This window comes from Rhodanobacter sp. FW510-R10, assembly GCF_058781105.1.
This window is the reverse complement of record NZ_JBYSWL010000001.1, coordinates 568,715-594,174: the sequence shown is the minus strand read 5'-3', so window position 1 is coordinate 594,174 and position 25,460 is coordinate 568,715. Positions and strand designations below refer to the sequence as shown.

Here is a 25,460-nt window from a genome sequence, read left to right as displayed (position 1 = left end):
TCCATGCATGCAGGTGATTTTCCAGGCGCGCCGCCCACGAACATATCCAGACGGCCCGCCGCCATGCCTTTGCGCCGTGCGTTCCAGCACCTGGCTGGCCGCTTCGTCGCGACCGCACGGGCATAATACGGACTTTGCCGCCGATGCCCCGGGGTGCGCCGCATGTTTGAAATGAAGACCCAGATGTACGCCAACAAGCGTGAACACTATGCGGACCTCGTGCAGCAGGCGCGCGGCCTGCTGCACGGCGAACGCAACCTGATCGCGAACGCCGCCAATTTCGGTGCGCTGGTCTATCACAGCCTGGCCGGCTTGAACTGGGCCGGCTTTTACCTGTTCGACGGCACCGAGCTGGTGGTGGGCCCGTTCCAGGGCAAGCCGGCCTGTATCCGCATCGCGCTTGGCCGTGGTGTGTGCGGTACCGCGGCGACGACGCGACAGACCCAGGTGGTGCAGGACGTCAACGCCTTTGCCGGACACATAGCCTGTGACTCCGCCTCGCGCTCGGAAATCGTCGTGCCGTTGTCCAAGCCGGACGGCAGCCTGCTCGGGGTATGGGACGTCGACAGCTCCCAGCTCAGCCGCTTCGACGAAGAAGACCGTGCCGGCATGGAGGCCTTGTGTGCCGTGTTCATGGACTCGCTGGCGCACGCCTGAGCGTGTCGTCGCCGCGCCAGCGGCCGGCGCGCCGCGATCAGGTGGCCGGCGGTGCCAGCAGCAAGCCAAGTACGGCATGGCGCGCGGCGTCCACGCCGGTCCCGGCCGTGGCGGAAAACACTTGTGCAGTGGCGCTCAGGCCTTCGGCGGTGCATTGCGCCAGCAGCTGCGCCAACGCCTGGGCGGCCTGGTTGCGCGAGAGCTTGTCGGCCTTCGTCAGCAATACGTGGCAAGGCAAGCCGGTGGCGGTGCAAAACGCCAGCATCGTGCGGTCGAACTCCTTCAGCGGGTGGCGGATGTCGACAATGAGCACCAGGCCGCGCAGGCTGCGGCGCTGGTGCAGATAAGCGTCGATCTCCACCTTCCAGTGCTCGCGCATGGCCTGTGGCACCTTGGCGTAGCCGTAGCCCGGCAGGTCGACCAGGCGCAGCGCCGGCGACGGCGGCCCGCTGTTGGCGGATGGCTGCGGCAGGGCAAACACCACCATTTGCTGGGTGCGCCCGGGCGTCCGCGAGGTGCGCGCCAGGCCCTTGTGGTTGGTGAGCGCATTGAGCGCGCTGGACTTGCCGGCATTGGAGCGGCCGGCAAAGGCGACCTCCGCTCCCGTGTCGGCGGGCAGTTGCCCGAGGCGGTGTGCGGCGAGCACAAATTGCGCGCCTTGCAAGGATTGGGACATGGTTGGCGTTTGACCAAGCTGGGGACCGCAGGGATAATTCCAGAGTTTCCGCTGCTGCATGCCTTCGGCCTGCAACCAACGGCCGTGTTCGCACGCGTCTCGGGAGAGAAGTGTATGAGGTTTCAGATCGCTGGTTTTCGGCCTGCCGTACTCTGGTCGGCGATGGCGCTTGCGCTCGCCGCGCCCGTGGGTGTGTTGCTGGCGCAGGCCGAGGCCCAGACGAGCCCGGCGGCCGCCCAGTCCGCCGCGGCATCGGCAACCGGGGGCAGCGCGGCGGCTCCGGCCGTGGCGACGGCAGGCGGCGCGGCGGTCAAGCCCGGTGATGCCACCGCCGGCCAGGGCAAGGCGGCCGTTTGCGGTGCCTGCCATGGCGTGGATGGCAATTCCACCGATGCGCAGTATCCCAAGCTGGCCGGGCAGAGCGAGGAATACATCGCCTTGCAGTTGGCGGACTTCAAGTCCGGCGTACGGGAGAACCCGATCATGATGGGGATGGCCACGCCGCTGTCCGCGCAGGATATGCGCGACGTCGGCGCCTACTTCGCCAGCCAGAAGGTGACACCGGGCGTGGCCGACGAGGCCCTGGTCGAGCACGGCCAGACCTTGTTCCGCGAAGGCGATGTCGCGCGCGGCATTCCGGCCTGCATGGCGTGCCACAGCCCGGATGGCCGCGGCAATCCCGGGGCCATGTACCCACAGTTGGCCGGCCAGCATGCGCAATACGTCGAGGCGACGCTGAAGGCCTGGCATGACGGCACGGTCTGGGGCACCACCGTGCACGCGCAGATCATGCCGACCATTGCCAAGAAGCTGGATGCGCAGGACATCACCGCGTTGTCCAGCTATATCGAAGGCCTGCACACAAGCGAGCCTGCCGGCACCACCATGCCCTGAACCCCGGCCTCGCTGGCCGTGGCGGGGCTCGTTGTGGGATACGCCATACCTCGAGGTGTCCAATCATGTTCAAGCATCTACCTGTCGTGTGCGCGGCGCTGCTGGCGCTGGCGGCATGCACCAGCCATGACCAGGCCGGCGTAGCCGAGCCGGCCACCACGACTGGCTCCTCGACGCCGGCGCAAGTGGCCAGTACGCCGGGCACACCGGCCGCGACCCCGCCGGCGACCGGCAGTGCGCCGGCCCCGGCGCAGACTGCCGCCGCCAGCGACGCGCCGCCGCCCGCCCCGTTTGTCGATACCGGCAAGTGGGTGGCGGGCAAGAACTACTTCCTGATCGACCCGCCGCAACCCACCGGCCATCCGGGCGCGATCGAGGTGACCGAGGTGTTCTCCTACGTGTGCCCGGCGTGCAACGCCTTCCACGGCACCGTGGATCGCATCGCCAGCAACCTCCCGGCCGGAGCGGTCATGAATTACGTGCCGGCGTCGTTCCGCCCGGACGAGAACTGGCCGATGTACCAGCGCGCGTTCTATGCGGCGCAGGCGCTGGGGTTGGTCGACAAGACCCATGACGCGATGTTTGACGCGACCTGGAAGAGCGGCGAGCTGGCGACCTACAACCTGCAGAGCGGCGCGCCGAAGCCGCGCTCGGCCTGGCCGACGATCGACGATGCCGCGAAGTTCTATGCCAAGTACGGCGTATCCGCCCAGGAGTTCCTGGCCGTGGCCGATTCCTTTGCCGTCAACACCAAGATGAAGCGGGCCGATGACCTGGTCAAGGCGTACGGTGTCGACGCTACGCCGACGATCGTGGTCAATGGCAAGTACCGCTTTACCGTGGCCAGCGCGGGCGGTTATCCGCAGGCGTTTGAACTCACCCAATGGCTGGTGTCCAAGGAAGCAGCCGGCAAGTGATCTGGCGCCGCGGCGCGGGCCTTGCCGTCGATTCCCGGTTATGGTGTGTCGGCAGCCGAAATCTTCACGGAGGTGGGCGCGATGTTTGGGCGATCGAGCGTGTTGCGGATACTGGTGTTGCTTGGCGGGGTGCTCCTGGCCTCGGCCTGTGCGGCGCAGACGGATGCTGCGGCCCCGTACACCGAGGGTAAGGAGTACGTGACCCTCCCCGCGCCGCATCAGCGTGACAGCAGCGCCGGCAAGGTCGAGGTGGTCGAGGTCTTCTCCTACGGCTGCATCCACTGCGCGCATTTCGCCCCGATTGCGGAGAAGCTGCGCCAGGAGCTGCCCAAGGGCGTGGAGTTCAAGCTGGTCCCGGCGCCATTCAACGAACAGTGGCTGCCGTACGCGCGGGCGTACTACGCAGCCAACCAGCTCGGGGTGGTTGCGCGTACGCACCAGAAGTTGTTTCAACAGAAGTTCGACCAGCATTATCCGATGAATACCCTGGATGAATTGGCCGATTTCTATGCGCGCGAAGGCGTCGACCGGGCGAGGTTCCTGCAAGTGGCGAACTCGCCGGAGGCTACGGCGCAACTCAAGCGCGATCTGGCGCTGATCCAGCATTGGCAGGTCGACGGCACGCCGGCCGTGGTGATCGACGGCAAGTACCGGGTCGCCGACGTCAGCAGTCCGCAGGAAATGGCCGATGTGGCCTTGTGGTTGGCCAAACGCGAACTGGCCCAGTCGAAGTAGCTTGCGCCGCGTTGCTGGCGCAGGCCGGCCTGGAAATCACCGCCCGCGGGCGGTGGCATCCCATTCACCACTGAGCGATCATGCTGGGAGTACGCGCCAGTCGTTTGTTGGTGGGCGCGCGCCGTTTATCGAATGCCTGCCATCATGACCGACGCTGCCAAACCTGTCACTGCCGCGCCTGAAGCCGCGGATCCGGCTGCCTCCGCTACCGCCGAGCGTCGCCTGCGGTTGCTGAGCTGCAACATCCTGGCCGGCGCCAGCGTGGGCGGCTACAGCGACTACCTCACGCGCTCGGTCACGGCCCTGCTGCCCGGACGCGAGAAGATGGACAACCTGGACCATCTGGCCGAAGTGCTGCCGCAGTTCGACGTGATTGGACTGCAGGAAGCCGACGCGGGCAGCCTGCGTTCGGGCTTCCTCAACCAGACCCGCTACCTGGCCGAGACCTCCGGCATGCCGTTCTGGAGCCACCAGCCGAACCGGGCGATGGCGCGCGTGGCGTATTCGGCCAATGGCTTGATCAGCCGGCTGAAGCCGGAATCCGTGGTGGTGTATCCCTTGCCTTCGCGCATACCCGGCCGCGGTGCGCTGCTGGCGAAGTTCGGCGAAGGTGAGCACGCACTGGCGGTGATGATCGCGCATCTGTCACTCAGCGCCTCGGCACGCGGACGCCAGCTCGGCTTCATTGCCGAGCTGCTGCAGGATTTCCCGCATGCGGTCTTGATGGGGGATCTCAACAGCGAGCCGGACAGCGCCGAAATGAGCCAGTTGTTCGCCAAGTCCACCTTGCAGCCACCGGCGAAATCCACGCTGACCTTCCCGAGCTGGAAGCCGCGGCGGGCACTGGATCACATCCTCACGTCGCCGGCGATTCAGGTGGACCGGGTGTGGGCCCTCCCCAAGGCGTTCTCCGACCACCTGCCCCTGGCTGCCGAAATCCGCTTGCCAGCCGACGTGGGTGGCAAGCCGCGGCATCGCCGGCGGCGTCGATGAGCCGGTCGTGGAACAGGCAGCTGCTGCCTTGGCTGGCCTTGCTGGTCGTCGGCTTCGCCACCGCGTGGCTGCGCTACGGGCTGATCCAGCCCAGCCATGTCGCTGCGCTGTGCGGCGATGCCGGCAGTCCGGCGTGGTGTATCTGGCGGCAGTGGCTGGTGCTCGGGTTCCTGCACGACGTGTATGGCGTGCTGGCGCTGGTAGCCGCGGCGTTGGCCTTGTTTTCGCAGCGCCTGGCCGTCGCCTGGCTGGCGGCGGCGGTCGGCTTGTTCGCGCTCGAGCTGTATTGCTATGAGACGGGTGCGCTCGCCTTGCTGGTGGGCTGCCTACGTTTGTTGCGCCTGCAGGCGGGCGCGTCGCCACGCGTGCAGCACGGGCACGGCCAAGGCCAGGTTCAGGGCCAGCCATAGCCAGGCGGCGTGCGTGATGCCATGCTCCTGGAACAGCACGACGGCCGCCAACAGCGGCACCAGGCAGGCCAGGAAGCGCGATTCCACCGGCGGCATGGTGGATCCGCGCGGCAGGCAGGCGCAGAGCGCGTAGCCGATCGTCGGCAAGGCGAACACGCCGAGCGGGAAATCGCGGTAACGCCCATCGAAGGCGAGCAACAGACCGTAGTACGCCAGGGCCAGCAGCCAGGCGCCTTGCAGGGGGTGCCACCAGTTGCCCGGTGGCGTTTCCTGGCGTGGTACGCCAAGCGCACGCAGCGTGTCATCGACGCCGCCGGTCAGGCGCGCGACGAGCGTCCACGCCAGGAGCATGGCGGTCGCCAGGGCGGCCAGGCACGCTCCCAGGCAGATGGTCCATTCCCACCAGTCACGTGCGGCCAGGGCGAGCTGCCGGTATTGCCAGGCCAGGACGGCGCCGCTGGCAAAGCCGGCCAAGGCCAGCGCAATCCAGCCGCGGCCTTGGCGGGCGCGGCCAGCGCAGGCGAGGAATACGCCGGCGCCGAGCGCACCCGCCAGCCAGCCCAGCCACCAGCGCGGCACTTCGGTGACGGGGCCGCTCATGCCGAACTTGGGCCGCGCCCGGACGTCGAAAATACCCCAGTAGCCACCGGCGGTGCCCTCCAGGTCCCGCTTCCATGGCTGGTCGAAGGCCTCGATCACGTTGTACGGCATATGGACCTTGGCCGCATAGTCGAGGAATTCGCGCAGGTAACGCGCTTCGTTCACCACGCTGGGCACGGCGGTCTGGCGTGGCCGTCCGGCGCTTGGCCAGCCCGTTTCGCCAATCATCACCGCTTGGCCCGGAAACGCCGCGCGCATCCGTACGTACACCGCGGCCACGTGTTGCACCGCATGCTCGGGTCCGACCGGGCGGTCTTCCCAGTACGGCAGGATGTGGATGGTGACGAAGTCCACGGCGCTGGCCAGGGCCCGGTGCCGCAGCCAGAACTCCCACACATCGGCGTAGGTCACCGGCACACTGACCGCGGCGCGCACCTGTCGTATGTAGCCGGCCAGCGCGGCCTCGGACAAGTCGCCGCGCAGGAGCACCTCGTTGCCGACCACGATGCCGCGCAGTACCTGCGGGTATTGGTGGGCCGCGGCAATGCCCAGGCGAATCTGCTCGGCGTTCGCCTTCCGCTCGCGGCCGAGCCAAATGCCCATGAGCACCTGCATGCCGTGACGCTGTGCGATTTCCGGCACGGCACTCAGGCCCTGGCCCTGCGAATAGGTGCGCACGCAATTGAAGCGCTGCGACAAGGCTTGCAGGTCGGCATCGATGCGTTCGGGGCTGACAAAGGCATGCGCATCGAGCGGGCTTTCGCCGGGCAGGCGGAACGGCGCGTAGGAAACACAGGCAATGCGCCCCGACGGTGCGTCCGGTAGCGCCACAGGCTGCCCCAGGCGCCACCAGCCCCAGGCGGCGATGGCCGCCAATGCGCACAGCGCCAACCACACTGCCGCGCGCATGCCGCGAGCCCTCGCTGGCGCTGCCATATCGATCCGTTGTCAGGACAAAACGCGCACAGCTTAACAGCCGGCGGCGACGCCAGCTGTCGCTGCAGGGAGCCTGATGTGGGCGTGGGGTGCGGTGCGGTTCAAGCAGGGTCCCGTACAATGCCCGGCGTTTCGTCTGGGAGCCGCCATGTCTGCCATCCCGTCCTGGCGTGCCGCATGGGCCGGCCTGCTGCTCGCCGTGGCCTCACTGTCGCCGGTCTGCGCGTCGCGCGCCGCCGATGCCGATACGGCCCAGCGCGAAGCCTTCATGCAAGCGTACGCGGCGGCGCAGGCCGGTGACGCGCGGTGGCGCATGCTGGCCGCTGGCCTGGGTGATTACCCCCTGTATCCCTACCTGGAAGCGGCCGTGCTGGAACACGATCTGCGCGAGCTCGATCCCACCACGGTCGAGGCTTATCTGCGCCGCTACCCGGACTGGCTCCCGGCTGAAGACCTGCGTCGCGATTTCCTGCTGGAACTGGCTCGCCGCCAGGATTGGAGCGGCTTCAGTGCGATGTATCAGCCGGGCCTGGGCGACACGCTGGCTTGCGACGCCTTGCAGGCACGCCTGAGCCATGGCGAGGCATTGGATTTCGACGCAGACCTGGCCACGCTGTGGAGCCGCGCGAATCTGCCGTCGGCCTGCGATCCGGTCCTGGCCGCCGCCCAGGCACAGGGCCTGCTCACCGCAAAGCGGCTGTGGGAGCGCATCGACCGTGCGGTCCAGGCCGGCCAGGGCGGCACGATCGCGGTCCTGGCCGGCTGGCTGCCGGCAGACCAGGCCACGGGCGCGCGGGCGCTGGCGCTGGCCTTGCGCGATCCATCGGCGGCTGTCACAGACGCCCGCGAGTGGCCGGATGACCCGCGCTATCGACAGGCTGCCGCCCTGGCCCTGACCCAGCTTGCGCGCCGCCAAGTCGGCAATGCCGACCGCGCCTGGGAGGTTCTGCAGGCCCGCTTCGCCTTCAGCGTGGAGCAGCGCGACCAGGTACTGCATGCGTTGGCCCTGTTCCATGCGACCGATTTTGATGCGCACGCGCTTGCCGGCCTGATTGCGTTGCCGGCGGCGGCGCAATCCGGGGCCACCCGCGCGTGGCGGGCGCGGGTGGCGCTGGCGCGGCAATCCTGGCCGGACGTCATCGCGGCGATCGAAGCGATGCCGGAAAGCGAGCGGGAGGATGGCGAGTGGCGGTATTTCCTCGCGCGCGCGCTCGCCGCGACGGGACGCGAGGCGCAGGCGCGCCAAGACTATGCGGCGCTTGCCGTTGAGCCAACGTTCTTCGGCTTCCTGGCAGCCGACCAGGTGCGCCAGTCCTATGCCTTGTGTCCGGCAACGCTGGCTGCCGATCCGCAGCGCGAGCGCGACTTGCTGACCAATGCGGGCTTGCGCCGCGCCTTTGAACTTTTTGCGGTGGACTTGCCCGCCTATGCGCGGCGCGAGTGGACGCGTGCCCTGCGTGGCAGCGACGAGGCAAGCAAGCGCATTGCCGCGAAGCTCGCCAACCAACGCGGTTGGTACGATCGAGCCGTGTTCACCTACAACAGCGGCGATGCCCTGCAGCTGTACGATTTGCGTTTCCCGTTGGCGAGCCAGGATGGCCTGGTCGTGCAGGCCCGCGAGGCGGGCGTCTATCCGCCTTGGGCCTACGGCATCGTGCGCGCCGAGAGCGCGTGGATGAGCGACGCCCGTTCGGGCGCCGATGCCCGCGGCCTGATGCAGCTTGTGCCGGCCACGGCCGCCCAGGTGGCCAAGCGCAACGGCCTGCCCTGGGGCGGAGCACGCAGCCTCTACGATCCCGCGGTCAACGTGGTGCTCGGCACACGCTATCTGGCCCAGGTCGCTGCGCGTTTTGGTGGCTCGCCGTGGCTGGCCAGCGCCGCCTACAACGCCGGGCCAAACCGCGTGGCGCAGTGGGTTGCCGAACGCGGCGAGCTTGCGCCGGATGTCTTCGTGGCGACGATTCCGTACAAGGAAACCCGTGAGTACGTCGCGCGGGTCATGGCCTTCAGCGTCATCTACGACTGGCGCCTCAACGGCGATGCGGTGCCCCTGTCCGTGCGCATGAACGCGATTGGCCAGCCCTATGCCGCACCCGATGCGCAGACGCCACGCACCGCAGTGGCCTGTCCTGCGCCCACGCCGGCGGCTGCCGCGGCGCAGGCTCCGGTGGGCTGAAGCTCCGCGGCTCGTGGCGCGCGTCGCGTGCGATGACCCGTGCACTCGTGTTGACGCGCAGTCGCCGTTACTGGACGATGCAGCGCGATGCCCGCGCTTGCCTTGGCACCCCGTCCGCGCGGCCCGAAGCTCCAGGCCGGGCCGCGGCCGTCTGGCCCGCGTGCCACGAGACTTGGCCCGAACCCCTGCATTTCCCGCTTACAGGATACCCGCCATGAAAATCCGTCCGCTGCTGTTTTCCACCCTGGTTGGCTGCGTGCTGGCCACCGCGGCATGGGCGCAATCGTCGCCGCGCGTGGAGTTCCTGAATTCGGGCAAGATCGTCGGCCAGGGCTTGCCGTTTGCCGAGGCGGTCCGCGTCGGCGACACGCTGTACCTGTCCGGGCAGGTCGGGGTCAAGCCTGGCACGTTGCAGCTCGTGCCCGGCGGCCTCAAGCCGCAGGCGCGGCAGGCCATGGACAACATCCAGACCGTGCTGAAGGCGAATGGCGCCAGCATGGGCGACCTGGTCAAGTGCACCGTGATGTTGGCCGACATGGCCAAGTGGAACGACTTCAACGAGATCTACAAGACCTACTTCCACGGCCGCTATCCAGCGCGCAGCGCGATGGGCGTCAACGGCCTGGCGATTGGCGCGCAGGTGGAAGTCGAGTGCATTGCGGTGGTCGGCGCTGCCTGAGGCGGGGCGTCCTGCGGTGGGCGCGGCGTGGGCCGGACGCGGCTGCGGGCCCCTGCGGCTGGTCAAGCCACCTCGATCACCGAACGGCTTCGGCCGTGGAAAGCGGACAGCGCGTCCAGGCGGTCATTGATTGACGCTGCGTCCAAGGGCAGGCGGTCGGCGATCACGCTCTTCAAGTCGAGCAAGCCGCGACGGGTGAATTCCATCAAGGTGACGAGCTCGCTGCGGAGGTGATCAGAGACGCCGACGATGCACGCTTCCCGGTTGATCACGTGCACGTAGCTGTCCACCGCGAACGGTACGCGCGAAATCCCGGCGAGCGCGACCCGGCCATGCACGGCCAGCGCGGCCACGGCCTGCCGCTGGGTCACCGGCAAGCCGGCAAATTCCAGCGCCACATCGACCCCGCGCCCTTGCGTGGCGTCGCGCAGCTGGGTTTCCGGCGCGCCCTTGGCCGGGTCGATCGGGATGGCGCCGTAGCTGGCCGCGGCCTGGAGTTTGGCCGGATCGATATCCACGGCAAATACCGCGCCGGCGCCGCAGGCCCGCGCCAGTTGCACCGCGGACAGGCCCAGGCCGCCGGCGCCAAACACGACCACGCTCTCACCGGCCTGCAGGCGCGCCTGGTGCAGGGCGTGGAACGCCGTGGCGCTGGAACACATCATGATCGCCGCTTCCGCCAGGCTGACGTCCTCGGCCACGGGGATCGCATTGCGTGCCGCGGCTACCACGTATTCGGCGTAGCCGCCAGGCGCATCCTTGCCGAGCATACGCACGCTGGTGCAGAACTGCTCCAGGCCGCGGCTGCAACAATCGCAACGGCCGCAGGTGAGGAGATAATGCAAGGCCACGCGCTCGCCCACGCGCACGCCGTCGACGCCAGCGCCAAGCTGGTCCACCACGCCGGCAATCTCGTGGCCGGGGGTCATGGGCAGGAACGCGACGTGGCCGGTGCCGTCGCGATAGTGCGCGTCCGAATGGCAAATGCCCGCCGCCTGCACCTTGACGCGAATCTCGCCCGGTCCGGGTTCCGGCACCCGCAATTCGCGTCGTTGCAGCGGCTTGCCTATCTCCACGATCTGTACCGCTTCCATGTCCTTGGCTCCCGATTGGCGACCCTTCCGCTGCTGATCTTGGACGGCCGGATGACGAGGTCGCGGATCGATGCCAGTTTACTCGTCGACTGCGACCGCTGACGCCAACGTGCGGCATCGACCCGGGTCGGCCGCCGTGTTCCCGATGGTGGCGCCGTCGATCGGTGCCACTCGCGTGGCACAATCGAGCCATGCAGATTTATCTCGTCGGTGGCGCTGTCCGCGACCAGCTGTTGCAGCGGCCGGTGGTGGACCGCGATTACGTGGTCGTGGGCGCGCTGCCTGAGGCCATGCTGGCCCAGGGCTACAAACCGGTCGGCAAGGACTTTCCGGTGTTCCTGCATCCCGCCACGGGCGAGGAATATGCGTTGGCCCGCACCGAGCGCAAGACCGGCCATGGCTACCATGGCTTTGCCTTCCAGGCCGATGCCTCGGTGACCCTTGAGCAGGATCTGGCGCGGCGTGACCTCACCATCAATGCCATGGCCCAGGATGGCGAAGGTCGCCTCATCGACCCGTACGACGGCGCGCGTGACGTGGCCGACCGCGTGCTGCGGCATGTCTCGCCGGCGTTTGCCGAAGACCCGGTGCGCATCTTGCGCGTCGCCCGTTTTGCTGCCCGTTTGGCGCCGGATGGTTTCCGCGTCGCGCCGGAAACCATGGCCTTGATGCGTGGCATGGTCGAGGCCGGGGAGGTGGCGCACCTGGTGGCCGAGCGGGTGTGGACCGAATTGCGCAAGGCCTTGGCCGAGGCACAGCCTTCGGCATTCCTGCGCGTGCTGCGCGAGTGTGCGGCGTTGGCCGTGCTGCTGCCCGAGGTGGACGCGCTCTACGGCGTGCCGGAACGCCCGGAATTCCATCCAGAGATCGACACGGGCGCGCACCTCGAGCTCACGCTCGACGCCGCGGCACGGATTGCCCCCGGCAATGACCTGGTTGGTTTTTGCGCGCTGACGCATGACCTGGGCAAGGCCTTGACCCCGGCCGCCGAGTGGCCGCGCCATATTGGCCATGAGCAGCGCGGCGTGGTGCCGCTGCGGGCACTGTGCGCGCGACTCAAGGTGCCGACCGAGCACGCCGTGCTGGCCGAGCAGGTGTGCCGCGAGCACTTGAACGTGCATCGCGCGCTGGAACTGAAACCCGCCACGGTGTTGAAACTGCTGGGCGCGCTCGATGCGCTGCGCCGGCCGCAACGGCTGGAGCCGTTCCTCGCTGCGTGCCTGGCTGACAAGCGCGGCCGCCTCGGCCACGAGGATGATGCCTATCCACAAGCCGATTATCTGCGTGCGGCCCACGCCGCGGCGGTCGGGGTCGAGGCGGCGGTGTTCACCGCGAAGGGATTGATGGGGCTGGCGATTGGCGAGGCGATGCGCGAAGCGCGGATCGCGGCGATTGCCGCGCTGAAGGCAAATGCTGCGTGGCGCCAATTCGCGGTATAAAGCGCGGACTGCCCAGCCGATCGCGCGCATCGGTCATCCTCACTGCCGCCGGAGCCGTTCGTGCCCAAGCTCTTCAGCCCTCCCTCGCCCCTGCGCCAGCGCTATCGGCCGCTGTGGTGGCTCGCGTTCACCTACCTGGCCATCTCCCTGGCCACCCGGATCGTGCTGTTGGTCGTGTCCGGCGACAACGTCGCGCATACGCCGCTGAATCTGTTGTATGTGTTTGGCGTCGGCTTGGGCTACGACCTGGTGACGTTCGTCTATCTCTCCTGGCCGCTGGTGTTGTTCCTGTGGCTGGTGCCCACGCGATCCGGAGCCACGCCGCCGCTGCTGCGCTGGCTGGCGTATGCCTGCGGCGTGGCGCTTGCCTGTTTCCTGTGCGTGACCAGCCTGCACCTCATCTATCACGCCGACCTCAAGGTGACCTGGCCGGCGATCCTGCCGTTCCTGTTCGTGTTGCCGCTGGCCGCGTTCACCTATACCTCGCGGCTGGGGCAATGGGTGCTGTACGCATTTGGCTTGCTGCTGGTCTATGGGCTGCTCTTCGTGGCGGCGTCCGAGCTGGTGTTCTGGAACGAGTTCAGCGTGCGCTTCAACTTCATCGCGGTGGATTACCTCGTCTACACCACCGAGGTGATCGGCAACATCCAGGAGTCGTACCCGATTGGGCGCTGGCTGGCGCTGCTGGCGCTGCTGGCCCTGGTGGTGTTCTTCCTCGGCCGGCGCGGCCTGCGCGCGCAGGACCGCGGCAGCCGGCTCTGGCAGCGTAGCAAGCTGGTGCTGCTGTGGCTGGCGCTCACCGTGGTGTCCACGTTTGCGGTCAATGGCAGCATGAAAGACCGCACCGCGAACAACTACGTCAACGAGTTGGCCGGCAACGGCATCTACCAGTTCTTTGCCGCCTTCCGCAGCAGCCACCTGGATTACGCGCAGTTCTATCGCACGCTGCCGGATGACCAGGCCTATGCGCGCCTGCGCCAGCTCCTGGCCACGCCGGATGCGACGTTCCTGAACGACGATCCCCGGGACATCACGCGCGTGATCCGCCGCGTCGGACCGGAGCGACACCTCAATGTCGTGCTGATCAGCGTCGAGAGCTTGTCAGCCGATTACCTGGGAACGTTCGGCAACCGCGAGGGGATGACGCCTTACCTCGATGGCCTGGTTGGCCAGAGCGTGTTCTTCGACAACCTCTACGCGAACGGCACGCGCACCGTGCGCGGACTCGAGGCATTGGCGCTGTCTGTGCCGCCGACGCCGGGCGATTCCCTGGTTCGTGAACACGACAACGAGGACCTGTTCTCCCTGGCCAGCGTGTTCAACGATCGCGGCTACCAGTCGGACTTCGTCTACGGCGGCTACGGCCAGTTTGACAACATGAATTACTTCTTTGGCCACAACGGCTACCGCGACGTGGATCGCCGGGACATCCCGAAGACGGCGACGATCCACGGGCAGAACGTGTGGGGCGTAGCCGACGAGGACCTGTACACCCTGGCACTGGACCAGATGGACCAGATCCACGCCGAGGGCAAGCCGTTCTTCCTGCACGTGATGACCACGTCCAACCACCGGCCGTATACCTTCCCGGACAATCGCGTGAAGTTTGCCAACCGCACGCGCGCCGGCGCGGTGGCCTACACCGACTGGTCCATTGGCGATTTCATCCGCCGCGCGCGCGCCAAGCCGTATTTCGATGACACCGTGTTCGTGATCACCGCCGACCACTGCGCCTCCAGCGCCGGCAAGACCAGCCTGCCGATCAACCGCTACCACGTCCCCTTGTGGATTTACGCGCCGGCGCAGTTCAAGCCCGAGCGCGTGCACCGGCTCATGGGCCAGTTGGATATCCCGCCGACGCTGCTCGGCATGCTCAACTTCAGTTACCGCACGCGCTTCTTTGGCCACGACCTGTTCCAGCTGCCGGCAGGTCGCGAACACGCGTTCCCCGGCACTTATGAAAAGCTGGGCTACCTGCGCGACGACGTGCTCACGGTCCTCGAACCGCAGCGCAAGCTGGAGCAGCTGCGGCCCGACTACGCCACCGGTGATGCCACGCCGGTGCAGCCGGTGGACCAGGGGCTGGTCGACGAGGCGGTGGCGTATTACCAGGTGGCCAGCGAGCTCTTTGCCAGCGGCGCGATGAAGCGCCGGCCTGAGGATGCGACCAGGGTGGAACCGCTGCCCTTGCCGATGCCGGCCTCGTCGTCACCCGCGCCGGCGACCTCCGCGGCAATGGCCGAGCCGGCCCTTCGCTGACGCGGGTGATCGGTCACAAGCGGTCGCGGCGATCGGCGGCGAGCAGGCCGGCGGGCAGGTGCAGCTCCGGCAAGGCCTTGGCCACCAGCATGGCCTGGAAGCGCTCGCCCATGGCTTCGGGCAGGGTCAGGCGCTTGATCTCGCCTGCCAGCCGCAACTGCGCCGGCATGTCGGCAGCCTGCGCCTGTTCGCGCGCGAACACTTCCGGCAAGCCGGCACCCAGGAGAAACTGGGCCTGTGACCAATAGCCGGCAATCTCGCCGCCGGCGTGGCTGCAGGCTTCCGCCAACGCGGTGAAATCGACGGAGGCAGTCAAGTCGTTCATGCCCGGCAACCACAGCGGATCATCGTGCGCGTGGTGGCGGTAATGCACCATCAACGTGCCGTCGCTGCGCTCGGGCAGGTAGTACTCACGGCGCACGTAACCGTAGTCGACGAAGAGCATCAGGCCGCGGCGCAGCGAGCCGGTCACCGCGTCGATCCAGTACGGCAGCTGCGGCAGGAGTTCGGAGCGGTAGCCGTCGGGAAATGCCGCGCCCAGGGAACGCTCGAGATGGCGGACGGCGCCACTCACCAGCGTGTCGGCCGGGCGGTCGACGCGGCGCAAGCGGCCCTCTTCGTCCAGGGCGACGTGTTCTTCGTGCACCTCGTGGTCACGCACGGCGAAGCGTGTAGCCGGCAGCGCGTCGATCACTTCGTTGGCGAACAGCACCCCCTGCCAGTCCTGCTCCGGCGGTTGGTCGATCCAGTGCACGCGCGCGGCCAGCTCGGCTGGCAGCTGACGGTTGAGGCGCGTGCGCTGGCGTTCGCGCAGATCGGCGCTGGGCTCGAGCATCAGGTAGCGGCGCGGGATGTGGCCAACGCGTGCAAACGACGACAACGCGGCCTCGGCAAACGCACCACTGCCGCCACCCAGTTCCAGGAAGTCCGCGTCGGTGCCCAGCGCGGCGAGCGTGGGCACCAGGGCGTTTGCGGTGCATTGCGCGAACACCGTGCCCAACTCCGGAGCGGTGACAAAGTCGCCGGCCGCGCCGAACTTCATCCGGCCGGCGCTGTAGTAGCCGAGCCCTGGCGCGTACAGGCAGCGCTCCATGTATTGCGAAAACGGCAGCGGACCGTTTCGTGCAATCAGTTCGCGCAGCAGCCGCAGCAGTCGGTCGGAATACGCGCGCTCGTCGGCGTCGGGTTCGGGAAGTCGCTCGGGCATGGCTCGCTGCCGATGGCTGTTGGGGCGGCCAGCATAGCGGATGGTCCTGTCCGCACCGGAGCGGGTCAGAAATCCTTTTGCAGCCCCAGGTACACGCCGCGGCGCGGAGCGAACTGTGGTGCGCCGACACCGATGCCGCTGCCGTCGCGCAGCTCGTAGCCGCGGTCGAGCACGTTGATCACGGCCAACTGTACGTGCAGTGGGCCGGTCGCACTGAACGTGAAATCGTGCGACAGGTTGAGGTTCATCTGGAAATACGCCGGCAGCGAAGCGCCGTTGGGCACAGTGCCGTCCTTGCGCATACCGCTGCCGAACAGATAGTCGGCACCAATGCGGGTGCCATCGGCCAGCGCGTAGCTGGCGCCGCCGGACGAGGTCAGCTTCTGGTCATGGTCGAGGAAGATCCAATGGTCGTTGATGTAGGCCAGGTCGCCCGGATCGAAGTTGTACTGGCTGGTGATGATGCGCTTGCCGATGGCCTTGCCCAGCGAGGCGTTGAAGTACGCCGAAAGGGGGCCCTGGTCGTAGTTGACGGTGAATTCCAGGCCCTTCACCTGGCCCCTGGCGTAGTTGAACGTGGAGTAGACCAGGGCCGCGCCGAACTGGCCCTCGTCCTGCAGGCGGTGCACCCTGCGGTAGTAGGCATCCAGACCGACGGTCCAGGCTGCCCCGAAGTTTTGCGAGACGCCGACGTCGAAGTAGTCCGAGCGCTCGGCCAGCGGCGTGTTGTTGCCGTCGTCGGCCACCGCGTTGGTGGTGCCATCGAACTTGGCGATGTTGGCGCTGGCGATCAACTCGGTCGACGGCGGGGTGAAGTAGCGGGAATAACCGGCATGTACGGTGGTGCCGTCGCCGGCCTGCCAGACCAGGCCGAGACGCGGACTGAGCTGGCTTTCGCTGCGCACCAGTTCGTAACGGTCGCCGCGCAGGCCGTAGTTCAATGTCCAACCGTCGGCGATGCGCCATTCGTCCTGCACGTAGGCCGACCAGGTTTTCGCCACGAGGTGGCTGTCGTCGAGAATATTGATGGGCAGCGTGCTGGTCTGTTCGCCGGCATCGTCGGCGGGAAAAACCCAGGCGTCGTTGCCGCTGGCGGCGCGCTCGAAGCTGCCATACAGGCCATAGCGCAGCGTGTGGTGCAGGCCGAGCGGGCTGGAGAAGTCGGCCTGGAGCGTGCTGGCGCGGTTGTTGCGCTCGATGTTGGAGGCGACGCCGTTGAACATCAGTTCGCCGACGTGATCCGGCGTGTAGGCGAGGCTGCTGTAACGCTGGCCGATGGCCACCTGGTAGCCGGTTTCGCCCAGCTCGCCCTGCAGGGCGAGGACACCGAAGCGGGTGTTCTCGCGCTGGCGTTCGTCGAGATCGGCCGAGTCGAAATCGACGGTGTCTTGATAGCCGAATTCCGGCCGCTGACCAGGATTGTTCGGAATCTGGAAGCGGTTGTTGGCCACGCCGAACAGGAAGCTCAGGCGGGTATCGTCGTTGATCAGGTAACTGATGTCGCCGAAGCCCTTGGCCTGGTTGGTATGGTCGTGGATCGGCCGCCTGCTCGGCGTCGGATTTTCGATGCCGGCGTCGTTAGTCATGTAGTTGCCGGTGAGGAACCAGCTCCAGCGATCGGTGTCGCCCCACACCGACGCATTCGGGTTGAGCGTGGCATTGCTGCCGCCGGTGATGCCCACGCTGCCACCGTTGCCGAGGTTGCTGCCGTTCTTGGTCGTGATGTCCACCACGGCCGCCGTGCGCAATCCGTACTGCGCCGGCAGCGCGCCGTCCAGCAGCTTCACGTTGCGGATGATGCGCGAGTCCAGGCTTTGGCCGAAGCCGCCGATCGACTCGGGGATGATCACGCCGTTGATGCGGTATTGCAGGTTGCCGTGGTCGCCGCGTACGTGCAGGCCACCGTAGGAATCCTGCACCACGCCCGGGGCCTGCAGCAGTACCTGGTTGATCGGCGTGGCTGCGCCCAACGGCAGGCGCGCTATGGCCTGATGGTCGATCAGGTACTGGCTGGAGCCGGTATCCGGGGACAGTGCGTTGCGTGCCTGGTCCAACATGGCCGTCACCGACACGGCGCCCAGCTCCTGTACCTGGGGCGGCGAGTTGCGCGTACCCGTGGCCTGATCGTCGTCGTTGGCGGCCGGTGCGGGCAGGGCTGCCCTGTCGGCCACATTGCCGGCAAATGCGGGCGTTGCGGTCACGGCAGCGACCAGGCTCAGGGCTAACAGCGAACGTTTCATTGTGGGTCCGGCGAAGGTGGAAAGCAGACTGCGGCGCATTATGTTATATCATAACTAGAAGCAGCTCGTCAGCAGCTCGTCAGCAGCTCGTCAGCGGCTCGTTTGCCGCGCAGCAGTGCGGACGCTGCAGCGTGGCTGGGCCGGCAGCATTCGGCTCTGCTTCACGCGCCGTCTTTAGACTGCCAGGAACCAGGCAGGGCAGTCGCGACCCTGCCGGAGTGAGGCATGCCCAAGTCCAGCAGCCAGCAGGTACCCGCCGTGATCGCCCCGGTCGAGCCGGGGCGGATGACCGCTGCGATCCTCGATTTCGTCAGCGAGGTGCCCGGCAGCAGGGTCGGCGGCAGCGGAGATCCAGCGGGCGAGTCACGTCGCCTGGCCAAGCGAGCGGCCAGGCGCGCCGCGCTGACCGCGGGCTCGCTGGCGTTGCCGCCAGGCCCGCTGGGCTGGTTGACCATGTTGCCGGAGATGATCGGCATCTGGAAGATCCAGGCCCAACTGGTCAGCGACATTGCCGCGGCACACGGCCGGCATGCCATGCTGGGGCGCGAGCAGATGATGTGGTGCCTGTTCCGGCATACCGCGGCGCAGGCGTTCCGCGACCTCGTGGTGCGCCTCGGTGATCGCCTGATCTTCCGCCGCATGTCGCAAAGCGTGGCCCGCCGCGTGGCGCAGCAGATCGGCCTGCGCCTTGGCCGACGCACCGTTGGGCAAGGCCTTTCGCGCTGGTTGCCCGCTGTCGGTGCCATTGGCGTCGGGGCCTACGCGTATTACGACACCATGCACGTTGCCGATACCGCGATCGAGTTGTTTTCCGGCGACCTGGCCGTGGAAGATGCCTCCGCCGTCGCGTCGGCTTCGGAGACGGATGTGGCTGTCTGAGCGCCGTGGGCTCTGGTTGCGATTGACCCGGGGCGCTGCGGCAGATGACGTGCCGCGCGCTTTGCGGCAAGCTGGACATTCGCGCGGAGGGTAGGGCATGCACACACACAGCCAGCCACCGGTGGCGTTGGTCACAGGCGCCGCACGCCGGATCGGCGCGGTGATCGCGCGGCGCCTGCATGCGGCCGGGTACGACGTGGCCCTGCACTATCGGTCTTCACGGGATGACGCCGCGGCACTTGCCGCCGAGCTCGAGGCGCGGCGCGTGGACAGCACGCTGCTGCTGCAGGCGGATCTGGCCGACGCGGCGGTCATGCCGGGGCTGGTGGGGAGCGTGCACGCGCGCTTCGGGCGACTCGACGCGCTGGTGAACAACGCCTCTGCCTATTACGCCACACCGGTGGCGAGCGCGACGCCCGCGCAGTGGGACGAGCTGTTCGGCGCGAATGCCCGCGCCGCGTTTTTCCTGAGCCAGGCCGCGGTGCCGGCGTTGCGGGCGGCGCGCGGCGCGATCGTCAACATCGTCGACATCTACGCGGAACGTCCGCTGGCGGCACATACGCTGTATTGCATGAGCAAGGCGGCGCTGGTGATGCTGACGCGCAGCCTGGCGCTGGAGCTGGGTCCGGAGATCCGGGTCAACGCAGTCGCTCCGGGCAACATCCTGTGGTCCACGAATCCGGTCAAGGCGGAGACGGCGGGCATGGTCGAGCAGCGCACGGCGTTGGGTCGGCAGGGTACGCCGCAGGAAATCGCCGATGCCGTGCTGTACCTGCTGCGCGACGCCGGTTACTGCAGCGGCGTCGTGCTGCCGGTGGATGGCGGCCGCCTGCTGCACGTCTGAGCGCCTGCCGAGGCGGGCCGGTGGTCATGCCTTCGCGTTGATGACCGTCACGCCAGATTGCTGCAGCAGCGTGCGCACCAGCGGCCGGTCGAATTCGTGCTTGTCCCTGGCGTGTGCATGGGCTTGCCATTGGTTGCCGGAGAAGTGCGCGAGCAGGTCGATGTCGATCGCCACGTCGTCGCGGCGCCGGCGATCGCGCCCCAGCACCGATTCGATACGCCGGATGTCCGCTTGCGCGTCCGCCGCGTCGTGGGCCGGTTGCCAGATCGCCAAAGCGTTGTAGAACATCAAGCCGCTGTCGTCGTCCGCCGGGAAGCGTCGGATCGGCGTCAGCCAGTGCGCAGTGCCGCGGTGGCCGAGCTGCTCCAGTGCCTGGCGCATCAGCCCGTCGTCGTCGCGGCTGGAGCCCAGCAGGAGCAGCCAGCGCCCCGCGACCTCAGGCATAGTCGCGACGCACGCTGATCCCGACGCGCGCGCAGCCCAGGCTGGCCGCGGCCAGGGGCTTGTCGATCCGCAGCTCGATGCTGTGCGGGTGGAAACGTTCGGCGAGATGCGCGCAGCAGCTCTCCGCCAGCGTTTCCAGCAACTCGTCATTGCGGCCGGCGAGATGCGCGCGCAAGACCTGCGCCACGCTGGCGTAGTCGATGGCGGTGCGCAGGCCGTCGACGACCCGGTTGTCATAGCCCAGGCGCACGCTGAGCAGCAACGGCTGGCGCAATTCGCGTTCCCAGGCGTAGGCGCCAATGAGGGCGTCCACGCGCAAGTCTTCGATGCAGACGGTGTCCATCTCGTCCAGGGGTGGTGGCAGCCGGTACAGGGTCGCGGAGCCGGCGGCTGGATGCAAGTACGGCGTCGGCGGGGGGGAGCATGCGATCATGCGCACATGACCGCATTCTCGACCCTGGCCTTGTCGCCGCCCCTACTCGCCAGCCTGGACGCCCTGGGCTATGCCCGCATGACACCAGTCCAGGCGCAGAGCCTGCCGCCGATGCTGGCCGGGTGCGACGTGATTGCGCAGGCGCAGACCGGCAGCGGCAAGACCGCGGCATTTGGCCTGGCCTTGCTGCAACGCCTCGACGTCAGCCTGATTCGCCTGCAGGCACTGGTGCTGTGTCCCACGCGCGAATTGGCGGACCAAGTGAGCAAGGTGATCCGCAAACTGGCCATCCATATTCCGAATGTGAAATTGCTTACCCTGTGCGGTGGCATGCCCCTGGGTCCGCAACTGGCATCGCTCGCGCGCGACCCGCATATCGTCGTCGGTACGCCCGGTCGCGTGCAGGAACACCTGAAGAAGGGCAGCCTGCATGGTGGCGGCATCAAGCTGGTGGTGCTGGATGAAGCCGACCGCCTGCTCGACATGGGTTTCGCCGACACGCTCGACGACATCCTGGCGCGCATTGCCAAGCATCATCAAACGCTGCTGTTCTCGGCGACTTATGCCGACGAGGTCCGCGCAATCAGCCAGCGGGTACAGCACGATCCGATCACGGTGACCGTCGAGGCGCCGACCGGCCAGGAGTTGGTGATCGAGCAGCGCTTCCACGAAGTCGAGCCGGCGCAAAAGCTGGATGCGCTCGCACAACTGGTCGGAGCCTCGCGCGGCGCCGATGACGCGGCGCGCCCGCAGGCACTGGTGTTCTGCAACACACGCCGCGAAGTCGACGCCGTTGCCAAGGAGCTCGATCGCCGCGGGCATTCTGCACTGGCCTTGCATGGCGACATGGAGCAGCGCGATCGCGATGAAGTGCTGGTGCGCTTCAAGAACCACAGTTGCAGCGTCCTCGTGGCGACAGATGTCGCCGCGCGCGGACTGGATATCGTCGCGCTGCCGTTGGTGGTGTCCTACGACGTCGCGCACGATGCGCAGACGCACACCCACCGCATCGGCCGCACGGGCCGGGCTGGGCAGCGCGGTCTGGCGATTACGTTGTGCACGCCAAGCGAGCAACCCAAGGCGGCCGCCATCGAGGCGCTTGCTGGCACGCCATTGCCGTGGCGGCCGCTGAAGCTCGTGCCGACGCGCGGCAAGACCCTGCGCCTGGCACCCATGCAGACGCTGGTGATCGATGCCGGGCGGCGCGACAAGCTGCGTCCGGGAGACATCCTGGGCGCGCTCACCGGCGATGCCGGCCTGGCCGGCACGGAGGTGGGCAAGATCGATGTGTTCGCGACGCGCGCCTACGTCGCGATTGCACGCGCCCGCGCCGGCAAGGCGCTGGAGCGTCTGCGCGCCGGCAAGATCAAGGGCCGGAGCTTCCGCGTGCGCGAGCTCGGCTGAGCGGAATCGGTGTCGCAAGGCATCAGCGCAAGCCTCGTGCCTGGACCGGGACGCACGCGATCGCTTACTGCTCGGTCTGGCCGCGTGATGAGCACGGGTTCGCGGTCGCGCTCGATGTCCGCCAGGGGCTCGGTGGCCCGCCGTTTGGGGTAGGTAACCGGTTCAGTGCGCATGAAAGTGGCATTAGAGTGCCACTTGGTGCTGCGCAGGCTGCTCGCTGTCGAAAAAGGCGACAGTTGGCTGAAATGTGCGCATGGGCCGTTTCCCCAAAACCCTGATTGATATAATCCGGCGGCTTCGGCAATGAATGTCGGGCTGCGGCGGTGACGCCGGCTAACTTTTGACAGGGGATCTTAATGAACAAGACGTACGCATTACTGGCCATTGCGGTGGCCAGCGCTTCCCTCATGCCTGGTGTGCATGCAGATGATCTGACGGGTTGGTTTGTCAACGCAGGTGCCGGTCGAGCGAACTATCACGCGACCGTTGACCAGTACGACCTGGGGAGCGAACACGGATCGGCTGGGATCGTCAACTTCGGCTACCGCACGCAATTCATCGGCTTCGAAGCCGGCTATACCAACCTGGGCAGTGTCACTGGCACCGTGCCGGACATGTACCGCGGCAAGCTCTCCGGCGACGGTTGGACCACTGGCATCAACGGGCATTTCAACTTGGGCTCGCCGTGGTATATCTCCGCGCGCGCAGGCTTTTTCATGTGGAAACTGCACGCGACGCTCACCGACTACACTGTCGATCCCAGCGAAACCTATAAAGCCAGCCGTCAGTCACTCGATGGCTATGCGGGTATCGGGTTCGGTTATGACTTCACCCGCAGCTGGAGCGTCGGCGCCGCCTTCGATTACTACCGCATTTCCAAGAGCCACGAAGCGATTGGCCACCTGGATATTGGCAGCCGCGTGTGGACTTTGAACGCGGAATACCGCTTCTGAGTCCTCCCTCGCCGATGCGTGTCGGCGTAGAGAGGGGTTGGCTCACTATCTGGTCCTCTACTGACCGGGTTGTCTGTGTCAGGCCTGTGCGACAGGCGGGCAAAGTCACCGGACAGCACGATTAAATGCACCAGCCCCTTTTACCTTGTATGCGCCTTAGGGAAGGTCTGAATAATTGCCGTCATCCCCGCGAGGCGCCTTTCAACAGCCGAAGGCTGGTCAAGCGGGGGATCCAGTGAGGTTAAGCTGTTGAAATCAAAGACACTGGATTCCCGCTTGACCAGCCTTCGGCTGTTGAAAGGCGCCTCGCGGGAATGACGATCAAGAGCGAATTGTTCAGAGCTTCCTTAATTTGCCGCGTTCCCTTTAATTGGTGCGGTAGCGCTCGAACCAGGCGAGGATGGCCGCGGTTTTCGCGGCCGACTGCGAGGGCCGCGCAGCCAGGCCGCCGTGGTTGGCATCTGGAACCTTGACCAGCATGGTCGGGACGCCGCGCAGCCGCAGCGCCTCGTAGAACTGCTCGGATTCGCTGACCGGAGTGCGGTGGTCAGCCGAGCCGACCACGACCAGGGTTGGCGTCTTGACGTTGCCGGCCAGGGACAATGGCGAGCGGGCCCAGTAGCCCTGCGGGTCCTGCCACGGGAGGTTGCCAAACCAGTAGCGCGCGAACATCGGCGTCATGTCCGAGGTCAACACGAAACTGGCCCAGTTGATCACCGGCTTCTGCGCCGCCGCGGCGCGGAAACGGTCGTTCTTGCCGACGATCCAGGCGGTCAACAGGCCGCCGCCGGAACCGCCCGTCACGAACAGGTTCTGCGGATCGACATGACCCTTGGCGATGGCTGCGTCCACCACGGCCATGAGGTCGTCGTAGTCATGGTCGGGGTAGGTCTTGTCGATCTTGTTGGCGAAGGTTTCGCCATAGCCTGTCGAGCCGCGCGGGTTCGCGAAGACCACGATGTAGCCCGCGGCGGCGTAGAGCTGGTCATCCGTGGAGAACGAGGGTCCGTAAGCGGAAAATGGGCCACCGTGGATTTCCAGGATCAGCGGATATTTGCGCGAGGGGTCGAAGTTGGGTGGTGTCACCATCCAGGCATCGATCGGCTGTTGCTCGTAGCCGGTGACCGCCAACGGTTCGACTGCGCCGAGCGTCTTGCCGCCGAGCAGCCCGGCGTTGAGGTCGGTCCACTGCCTTGGCTTGGCGTTGCCGCGGGCCGTCCAGACGTCTGAGGGACGTTGGGTGGTGCCGCCCGTATACGCGATGCTGCCGTCGCGCGCGACGCTGAACGCGCCACCCGAATAGGGCCGGTCGAAGTCGCTGCCAGTCAGGTCGGTGGCAACCGTATGGATCGTGCCGTCCAGTTGCACCCGGGCGACGTCGACCGTGCCGTGCTCGCCGTAGCTGACGTAGATGGAGCGGCTGTCGGCGGCCCATTCCGGACTGCCGACGCTGCGGTCGAGCTTCGCGGTGAGCACGCGATTGTCGCTGCCGTCCGTGCGCATGACCGACAGGCGCCGGTTCTGGTAGCCGAGGAACTTGTCCTCGTAACCGACGTAGGCGATCCATTTGCCGTCCGGCGAGACGCTGGGCGCGTCATCCGGCCCCTTGCGCTGCGTCAGTGTGCTGACGGCAAGCGTGTCGAGGGCGACGGTGTGCACTTCGGTGTTGGCGGTTTCGAGTTCCCATTGCGGCGTCAGGTTGGCGCTGAAGACGACGGCGCGGCCGTCGGCCAACCACGACAGCGCGCCACGGATGTCGTGTGCGCCGAACGTCAATTGGATTGGCGCGCCCCCATCGGCGGAGATCCAGAACACCTGGTTGTAGCCCGGCTTGGCGTAGCCACCTTCATCGGTGCGGTAGACGACGGCGTCGATGATCTCCAGCGGTTTTGCCCATTCGGCGCCGGTGGGCTTGGTCTGCGCCGTGCCGAGCTTCGGCGCCGTGCCAGGTACGCGCATGGTGTAGGCGATGCGCTTGCCGTCGGGCGACCAGGCCATGCCGTGCGGCGAGTCCGGCAGGCCGGTGAGGCGCGTCGTCGCCCCGCTCTTCATCCAGCGTACGAAGAGTTGGGCACCATGCTTGCCGGGCTGGCTGGACATGTACGCAAGGCGGCTTCCATCCGGCGACCAGCGCGGCTGGGTGTACGAGCCGGCGCCGGTGACCAGCGGCGTCTGCACGCCGCTGGCGAGGTCGATCGACCACAAGGAAGAGCGTATGCGATCGGTCATGATGTCGTTGGCGCGGCGCACGTAGACGATCGTCTTGCCGTCTGGCGCGATCTGCGGGTCTGCCGCCGCTTCCAGGTTGAACAGGTCCGCACCCGTCAGCACCCGTGACGGGCCGGCGGGTGCCGGGTCGGTTGGCGCGGCGGCGACTGCCGGCAGAGCGACAAAGGCGGCAAGCAGTACAACGATGGAGCGAGTCAGCATGGCGTTTCCCCTGGGCGGCTGGTGGCGACGCGCACCGGGCCGGTGTTGTCCGGTTATGCGGCCCTGCCGATCATAGACGATGCGTGGTACAGCGGGCCGGTCGAACTGTCGGCGTCCGAAGTCGTGGAAACGGTTCTCCGAAGCAGAGCTCGGGGGGCCGC

The 25,460-nt window shown here is 67.1% G+C and carries 22 protein-coding genes and 1 pseudogene; 14 read left to right on the top strand and 9 right to left on the bottom strand.

Going from position 1 to position 25,460, the window contains the following annotated elements:
- Positions 1-162 precede the first annotated feature (162 nt).
- Positions 163-657 (top strand): GAF domain-containing protein, encoded by a 495-nt coding sequence (locus AC3WJB_RS02390; RefSeq protein WP_492678332.1) that lies wholly within the window; start codon positions 163-165, stop codon positions 655-657.
- 37 nt (positions 658-694) lie between these two features.
- Here the strand turns inward: AC3WJB_RS02390 and yihA are convergent, their stop codons facing one another.
- Complete coding sequence (yihA, locus tag AC3WJB_RS02385) at positions 695-1,333, bottom strand: ribosome biogenesis GTP-binding protein YihA/YsxC (RefSeq protein WP_492678330.1); 639 nt, start codon at positions 1,331-1,333, stop codon at positions 695-697.
- Between the two features lie 114 nt (positions 1,334-1,447).
- Between yihA and AC3WJB_RS02380 the strand changes: the two genes are divergently transcribed.
- From AC3WJB_RS02380 to AC3WJB_RS02360, 5 genes are all read left to right on the top strand, one after another.
- On the top strand, positions 1,448-2,227 hold the full coding sequence (locus tag AC3WJB_RS02380) for a c-type cytochrome (RefSeq protein ID WP_492678328.1): 780 nt from the start codon (positions 1,448-1,450) through the stop codon (positions 2,225-2,227).
- Between the two features lie 65 nt (positions 2,228-2,292).
- A complete protein-coding gene (locus tag AC3WJB_RS02375) occupies positions 2,293-3,144 on the top strand; it encodes a thiol:disulfide interchange protein DsbA/DsbL (protein WP_492678326.1) in 852 nt (283 codons plus the stop codon).
- Between the two features lie 81 nt (positions 3,145-3,225).
- The gene (locus AC3WJB_RS02370) at positions 3,226-3,879 is read left to right on the top strand and encodes a thiol:disulfide interchange protein DsbA/DsbL (protein WP_492678324.1); all 654 of its coding nucleotides are present in this window, start codon (positions 3,226-3,228) and stop codon (positions 3,877-3,879) included.
- A gap of 144 nt (positions 3,880-4,023) precedes the next feature.
- Positions 4,024-4,872 (top strand): endonuclease/exonuclease/phosphatase family protein, encoded by an 849-nt coding sequence (locus AC3WJB_RS02365; RefSeq protein ID WP_492678322.1) that lies wholly within the window; start codon positions 4,024-4,026, stop codon positions 4,870-4,872.
- Positions 4,869-5,282: a hypothetical protein gene (locus AC3WJB_RS02360; protein ID WP_492678320.1), complete on the top strand. Its 414-nt coding sequence runs from the start codon at positions 4,869-4,871 to the stop codon at positions 5,280-5,282. Before AC3WJB_RS02365 ends, AC3WJB_RS02360 begins: the two co-directional genes overlap by 4 nt.
- Here the strand turns inward: AC3WJB_RS02360 and AC3WJB_RS02355 are convergent.
- Positions 5,199-6,791 (bottom strand): glycoside hydrolase family 17 protein, encoded by a 1,593-nt coding sequence (locus AC3WJB_RS02355; RefSeq protein ID WP_492678318.1) that lies wholly within the window; start codon positions 6,789-6,791, stop codon positions 5,199-5,201. The two genes, AC3WJB_RS02360 and AC3WJB_RS02355, sit on opposite strands and share 84 nt — an antisense overlap.
- Before the next feature lie 175 nt (positions 6,792-6,966).
- Here AC3WJB_RS02355 and AC3WJB_RS02350 point away from each other — a divergent pair, with 175 nt between their 5' ends.
- Positions 6,967-8,994 (top strand): transglycosylase SLT domain-containing protein, encoded by a 2,028-nt coding sequence (locus AC3WJB_RS02350; protein WP_492678316.1) that lies wholly within the window; start codon positions 6,967-6,969, stop codon positions 8,992-8,994.
- Between the two features lie 214 nt (positions 8,995-9,208).
- Positions 9,209-9,673, top strand: coding sequence for a RidA family protein (locus tag AC3WJB_RS02345; RefSeq protein ID WP_492678314.1), 465 nt, complete (start codon positions 9,209-9,211; stop codon positions 9,671-9,673).
- A gap of 62 nt (positions 9,674-9,735) precedes the next feature.
- On the opposite strand, the gene AC3WJB_RS02340 is transcribed toward AC3WJB_RS02345, so the two are convergent.
- On the bottom strand, positions 9,736-10,767 hold the full coding sequence (locus tag AC3WJB_RS02340; RefSeq protein WP_492678312.1) for an alcohol dehydrogenase catalytic domain-containing protein: 1,032 nt from the start codon (positions 10,765-10,767) through the stop codon (positions 9,736-9,738).
- Between the two features lie 191 nt (positions 10,768-10,958).
- On the opposite strand from AC3WJB_RS02340, the gene AC3WJB_RS02335 reads away from it, so the two are divergent.
- Together AC3WJB_RS02335 and AC3WJB_RS02330 are read left to right on the top strand one after the other, a co-directional pair.
- Positions 10,959-12,206, top strand: a complete 1,248-nt coding sequence (locus tag AC3WJB_RS02335; protein WP_492678310.1) for a multifunctional CCA addition/repair protein — start codon at positions 10,959-10,961, stop codon at positions 12,204-12,206.
- Between the two features lie 60 nt (positions 12,207-12,266).
- The gene (locus AC3WJB_RS02330) at positions 12,267-14,465 is read left to right on the top strand and encodes an LTA synthase family protein (protein WP_492678308.1); all 2,199 of its coding nucleotides are present in this window, start codon (positions 12,267-12,269) and stop codon (positions 14,463-14,465) included.
- Positions 14,466-14,478: 13 nt separating this feature from the next.
- On the opposite strand, the gene AC3WJB_RS02325 is transcribed toward AC3WJB_RS02330, so the two are convergent.
- Positions 14,479-15,672: a class I SAM-dependent methyltransferase gene (locus tag AC3WJB_RS02325; protein ID WP_492678306.1), complete on the bottom strand. Its 1,194-nt coding sequence runs from the start codon at positions 15,670-15,672 to the stop codon at positions 14,479-14,481.
- A 65-nt stretch (positions 15,673-15,737) separates the two neighbouring features.
- Positions 15,738-17,912, bottom strand: a complete 2,175-nt coding sequence (locus AC3WJB_RS02320) for a TonB-dependent receptor (protein WP_492678304.1) — start codon at positions 17,910-17,912, stop codon at positions 15,738-15,740.
- A gap of 225 nt (positions 17,913-18,137) precedes the next feature.
- Between AC3WJB_RS02320 and AC3WJB_RS02315 the strand changes: the two genes are divergently transcribed.
- The gene (locus AC3WJB_RS02315) at positions 18,138-18,791 is read left to right on the top strand and encodes a hypothetical protein (RefSeq protein ID WP_492678302.1); all 654 of its coding nucleotides are present in this window, start codon (positions 18,138-18,140) and stop codon (positions 18,789-18,791) included.
- 97 nt (positions 18,792-18,888) lie between these two features.
- A complete protein-coding gene (locus AC3WJB_RS02310) occupies positions 18,889-19,635 on the top strand; it encodes a pteridine reductase (protein WP_492678300.1) in 747 nt (248 codons plus the stop codon).
- A gap of 24 nt (positions 19,636-19,659) precedes the next feature.
- Here the strand turns inward: AC3WJB_RS02310 and AC3WJB_RS02305 are convergent, their stop codons facing one another.
- Both AC3WJB_RS02305 and AC3WJB_RS02300 read right to left on the bottom strand, forming a co-directional pair.
- Positions 19,660-20,079 carry a 2-amino-4-hydroxy-6-hydroxymethyldihydropteridine diphosphokinase gene (locus AC3WJB_RS02305; RefSeq protein ID WP_492678298.1) on the bottom strand — a complete coding sequence of 140 codons (420 nt, stop codon included), beginning with the start codon at positions 20,077-20,079 and terminating at the stop codon, positions 19,660-19,662.
- On the bottom strand, positions 20,072-20,512 hold the full coding sequence (locus AC3WJB_RS02300) for a dihydroneopterin aldolase (protein WP_492678296.1): 441 nt from the start codon (positions 20,510-20,512) through the stop codon (positions 20,072-20,074). The genes AC3WJB_RS02305 and AC3WJB_RS02300 overlap by 8 nt, the downstream gene beginning before the upstream one ends.
- Before the next feature lie 6 nt (positions 20,513-20,518).
- Between AC3WJB_RS02300 and dbpA the strand changes: the two genes are divergently transcribed.
- The gene (gene dbpA / locus AC3WJB_RS02295; protein ID WP_492678294.1) at positions 20,519-21,916 is read left to right on the top strand and encodes an ATP-dependent RNA helicase DbpA; all 1,398 of its coding nucleotides are present in this window, start codon (positions 20,519-20,521) and stop codon (positions 21,914-21,916) included.
- 80 nt (positions 21,917-21,996) lie between these two features.
- On the opposite strand, the pseudogene AC3WJB_RS02290 reads toward dbpA, so the two are convergent.
- A pseudogene (locus AC3WJB_RS02290) lies at positions 21,997-22,089 on the bottom strand (type II toxin-antitoxin system prevent-host-death family antitoxin); the annotation flags it as partial.
- A 183-nt stretch (positions 22,090-22,272) separates the two neighbouring features.
- On the opposite strand from AC3WJB_RS02290, the gene AC3WJB_RS02285 reads away from it, so the two are divergent.
- Entirely contained in the window at positions 22,273-22,869 is a 597-nt protein-coding gene (locus AC3WJB_RS02285; RefSeq protein WP_492678292.1) for an outer membrane protein, read from the top strand.
- A 366-nt stretch (positions 22,870-23,235) separates the two neighbouring features.
- On the opposite strand, the gene AC3WJB_RS02280 is transcribed toward AC3WJB_RS02285, so the two are convergent.
- Positions 23,236-25,299 carry a prolyl oligopeptidase family serine peptidase gene (locus AC3WJB_RS02280; RefSeq protein WP_492678290.1) on the bottom strand — a complete coding sequence of 688 codons (2,064 nt, stop codon included), beginning with the start codon at positions 25,297-25,299 and terminating at the stop codon, positions 23,236-23,238.
- Positions 25,300-25,460: the final 161 nt, after the last annotated feature.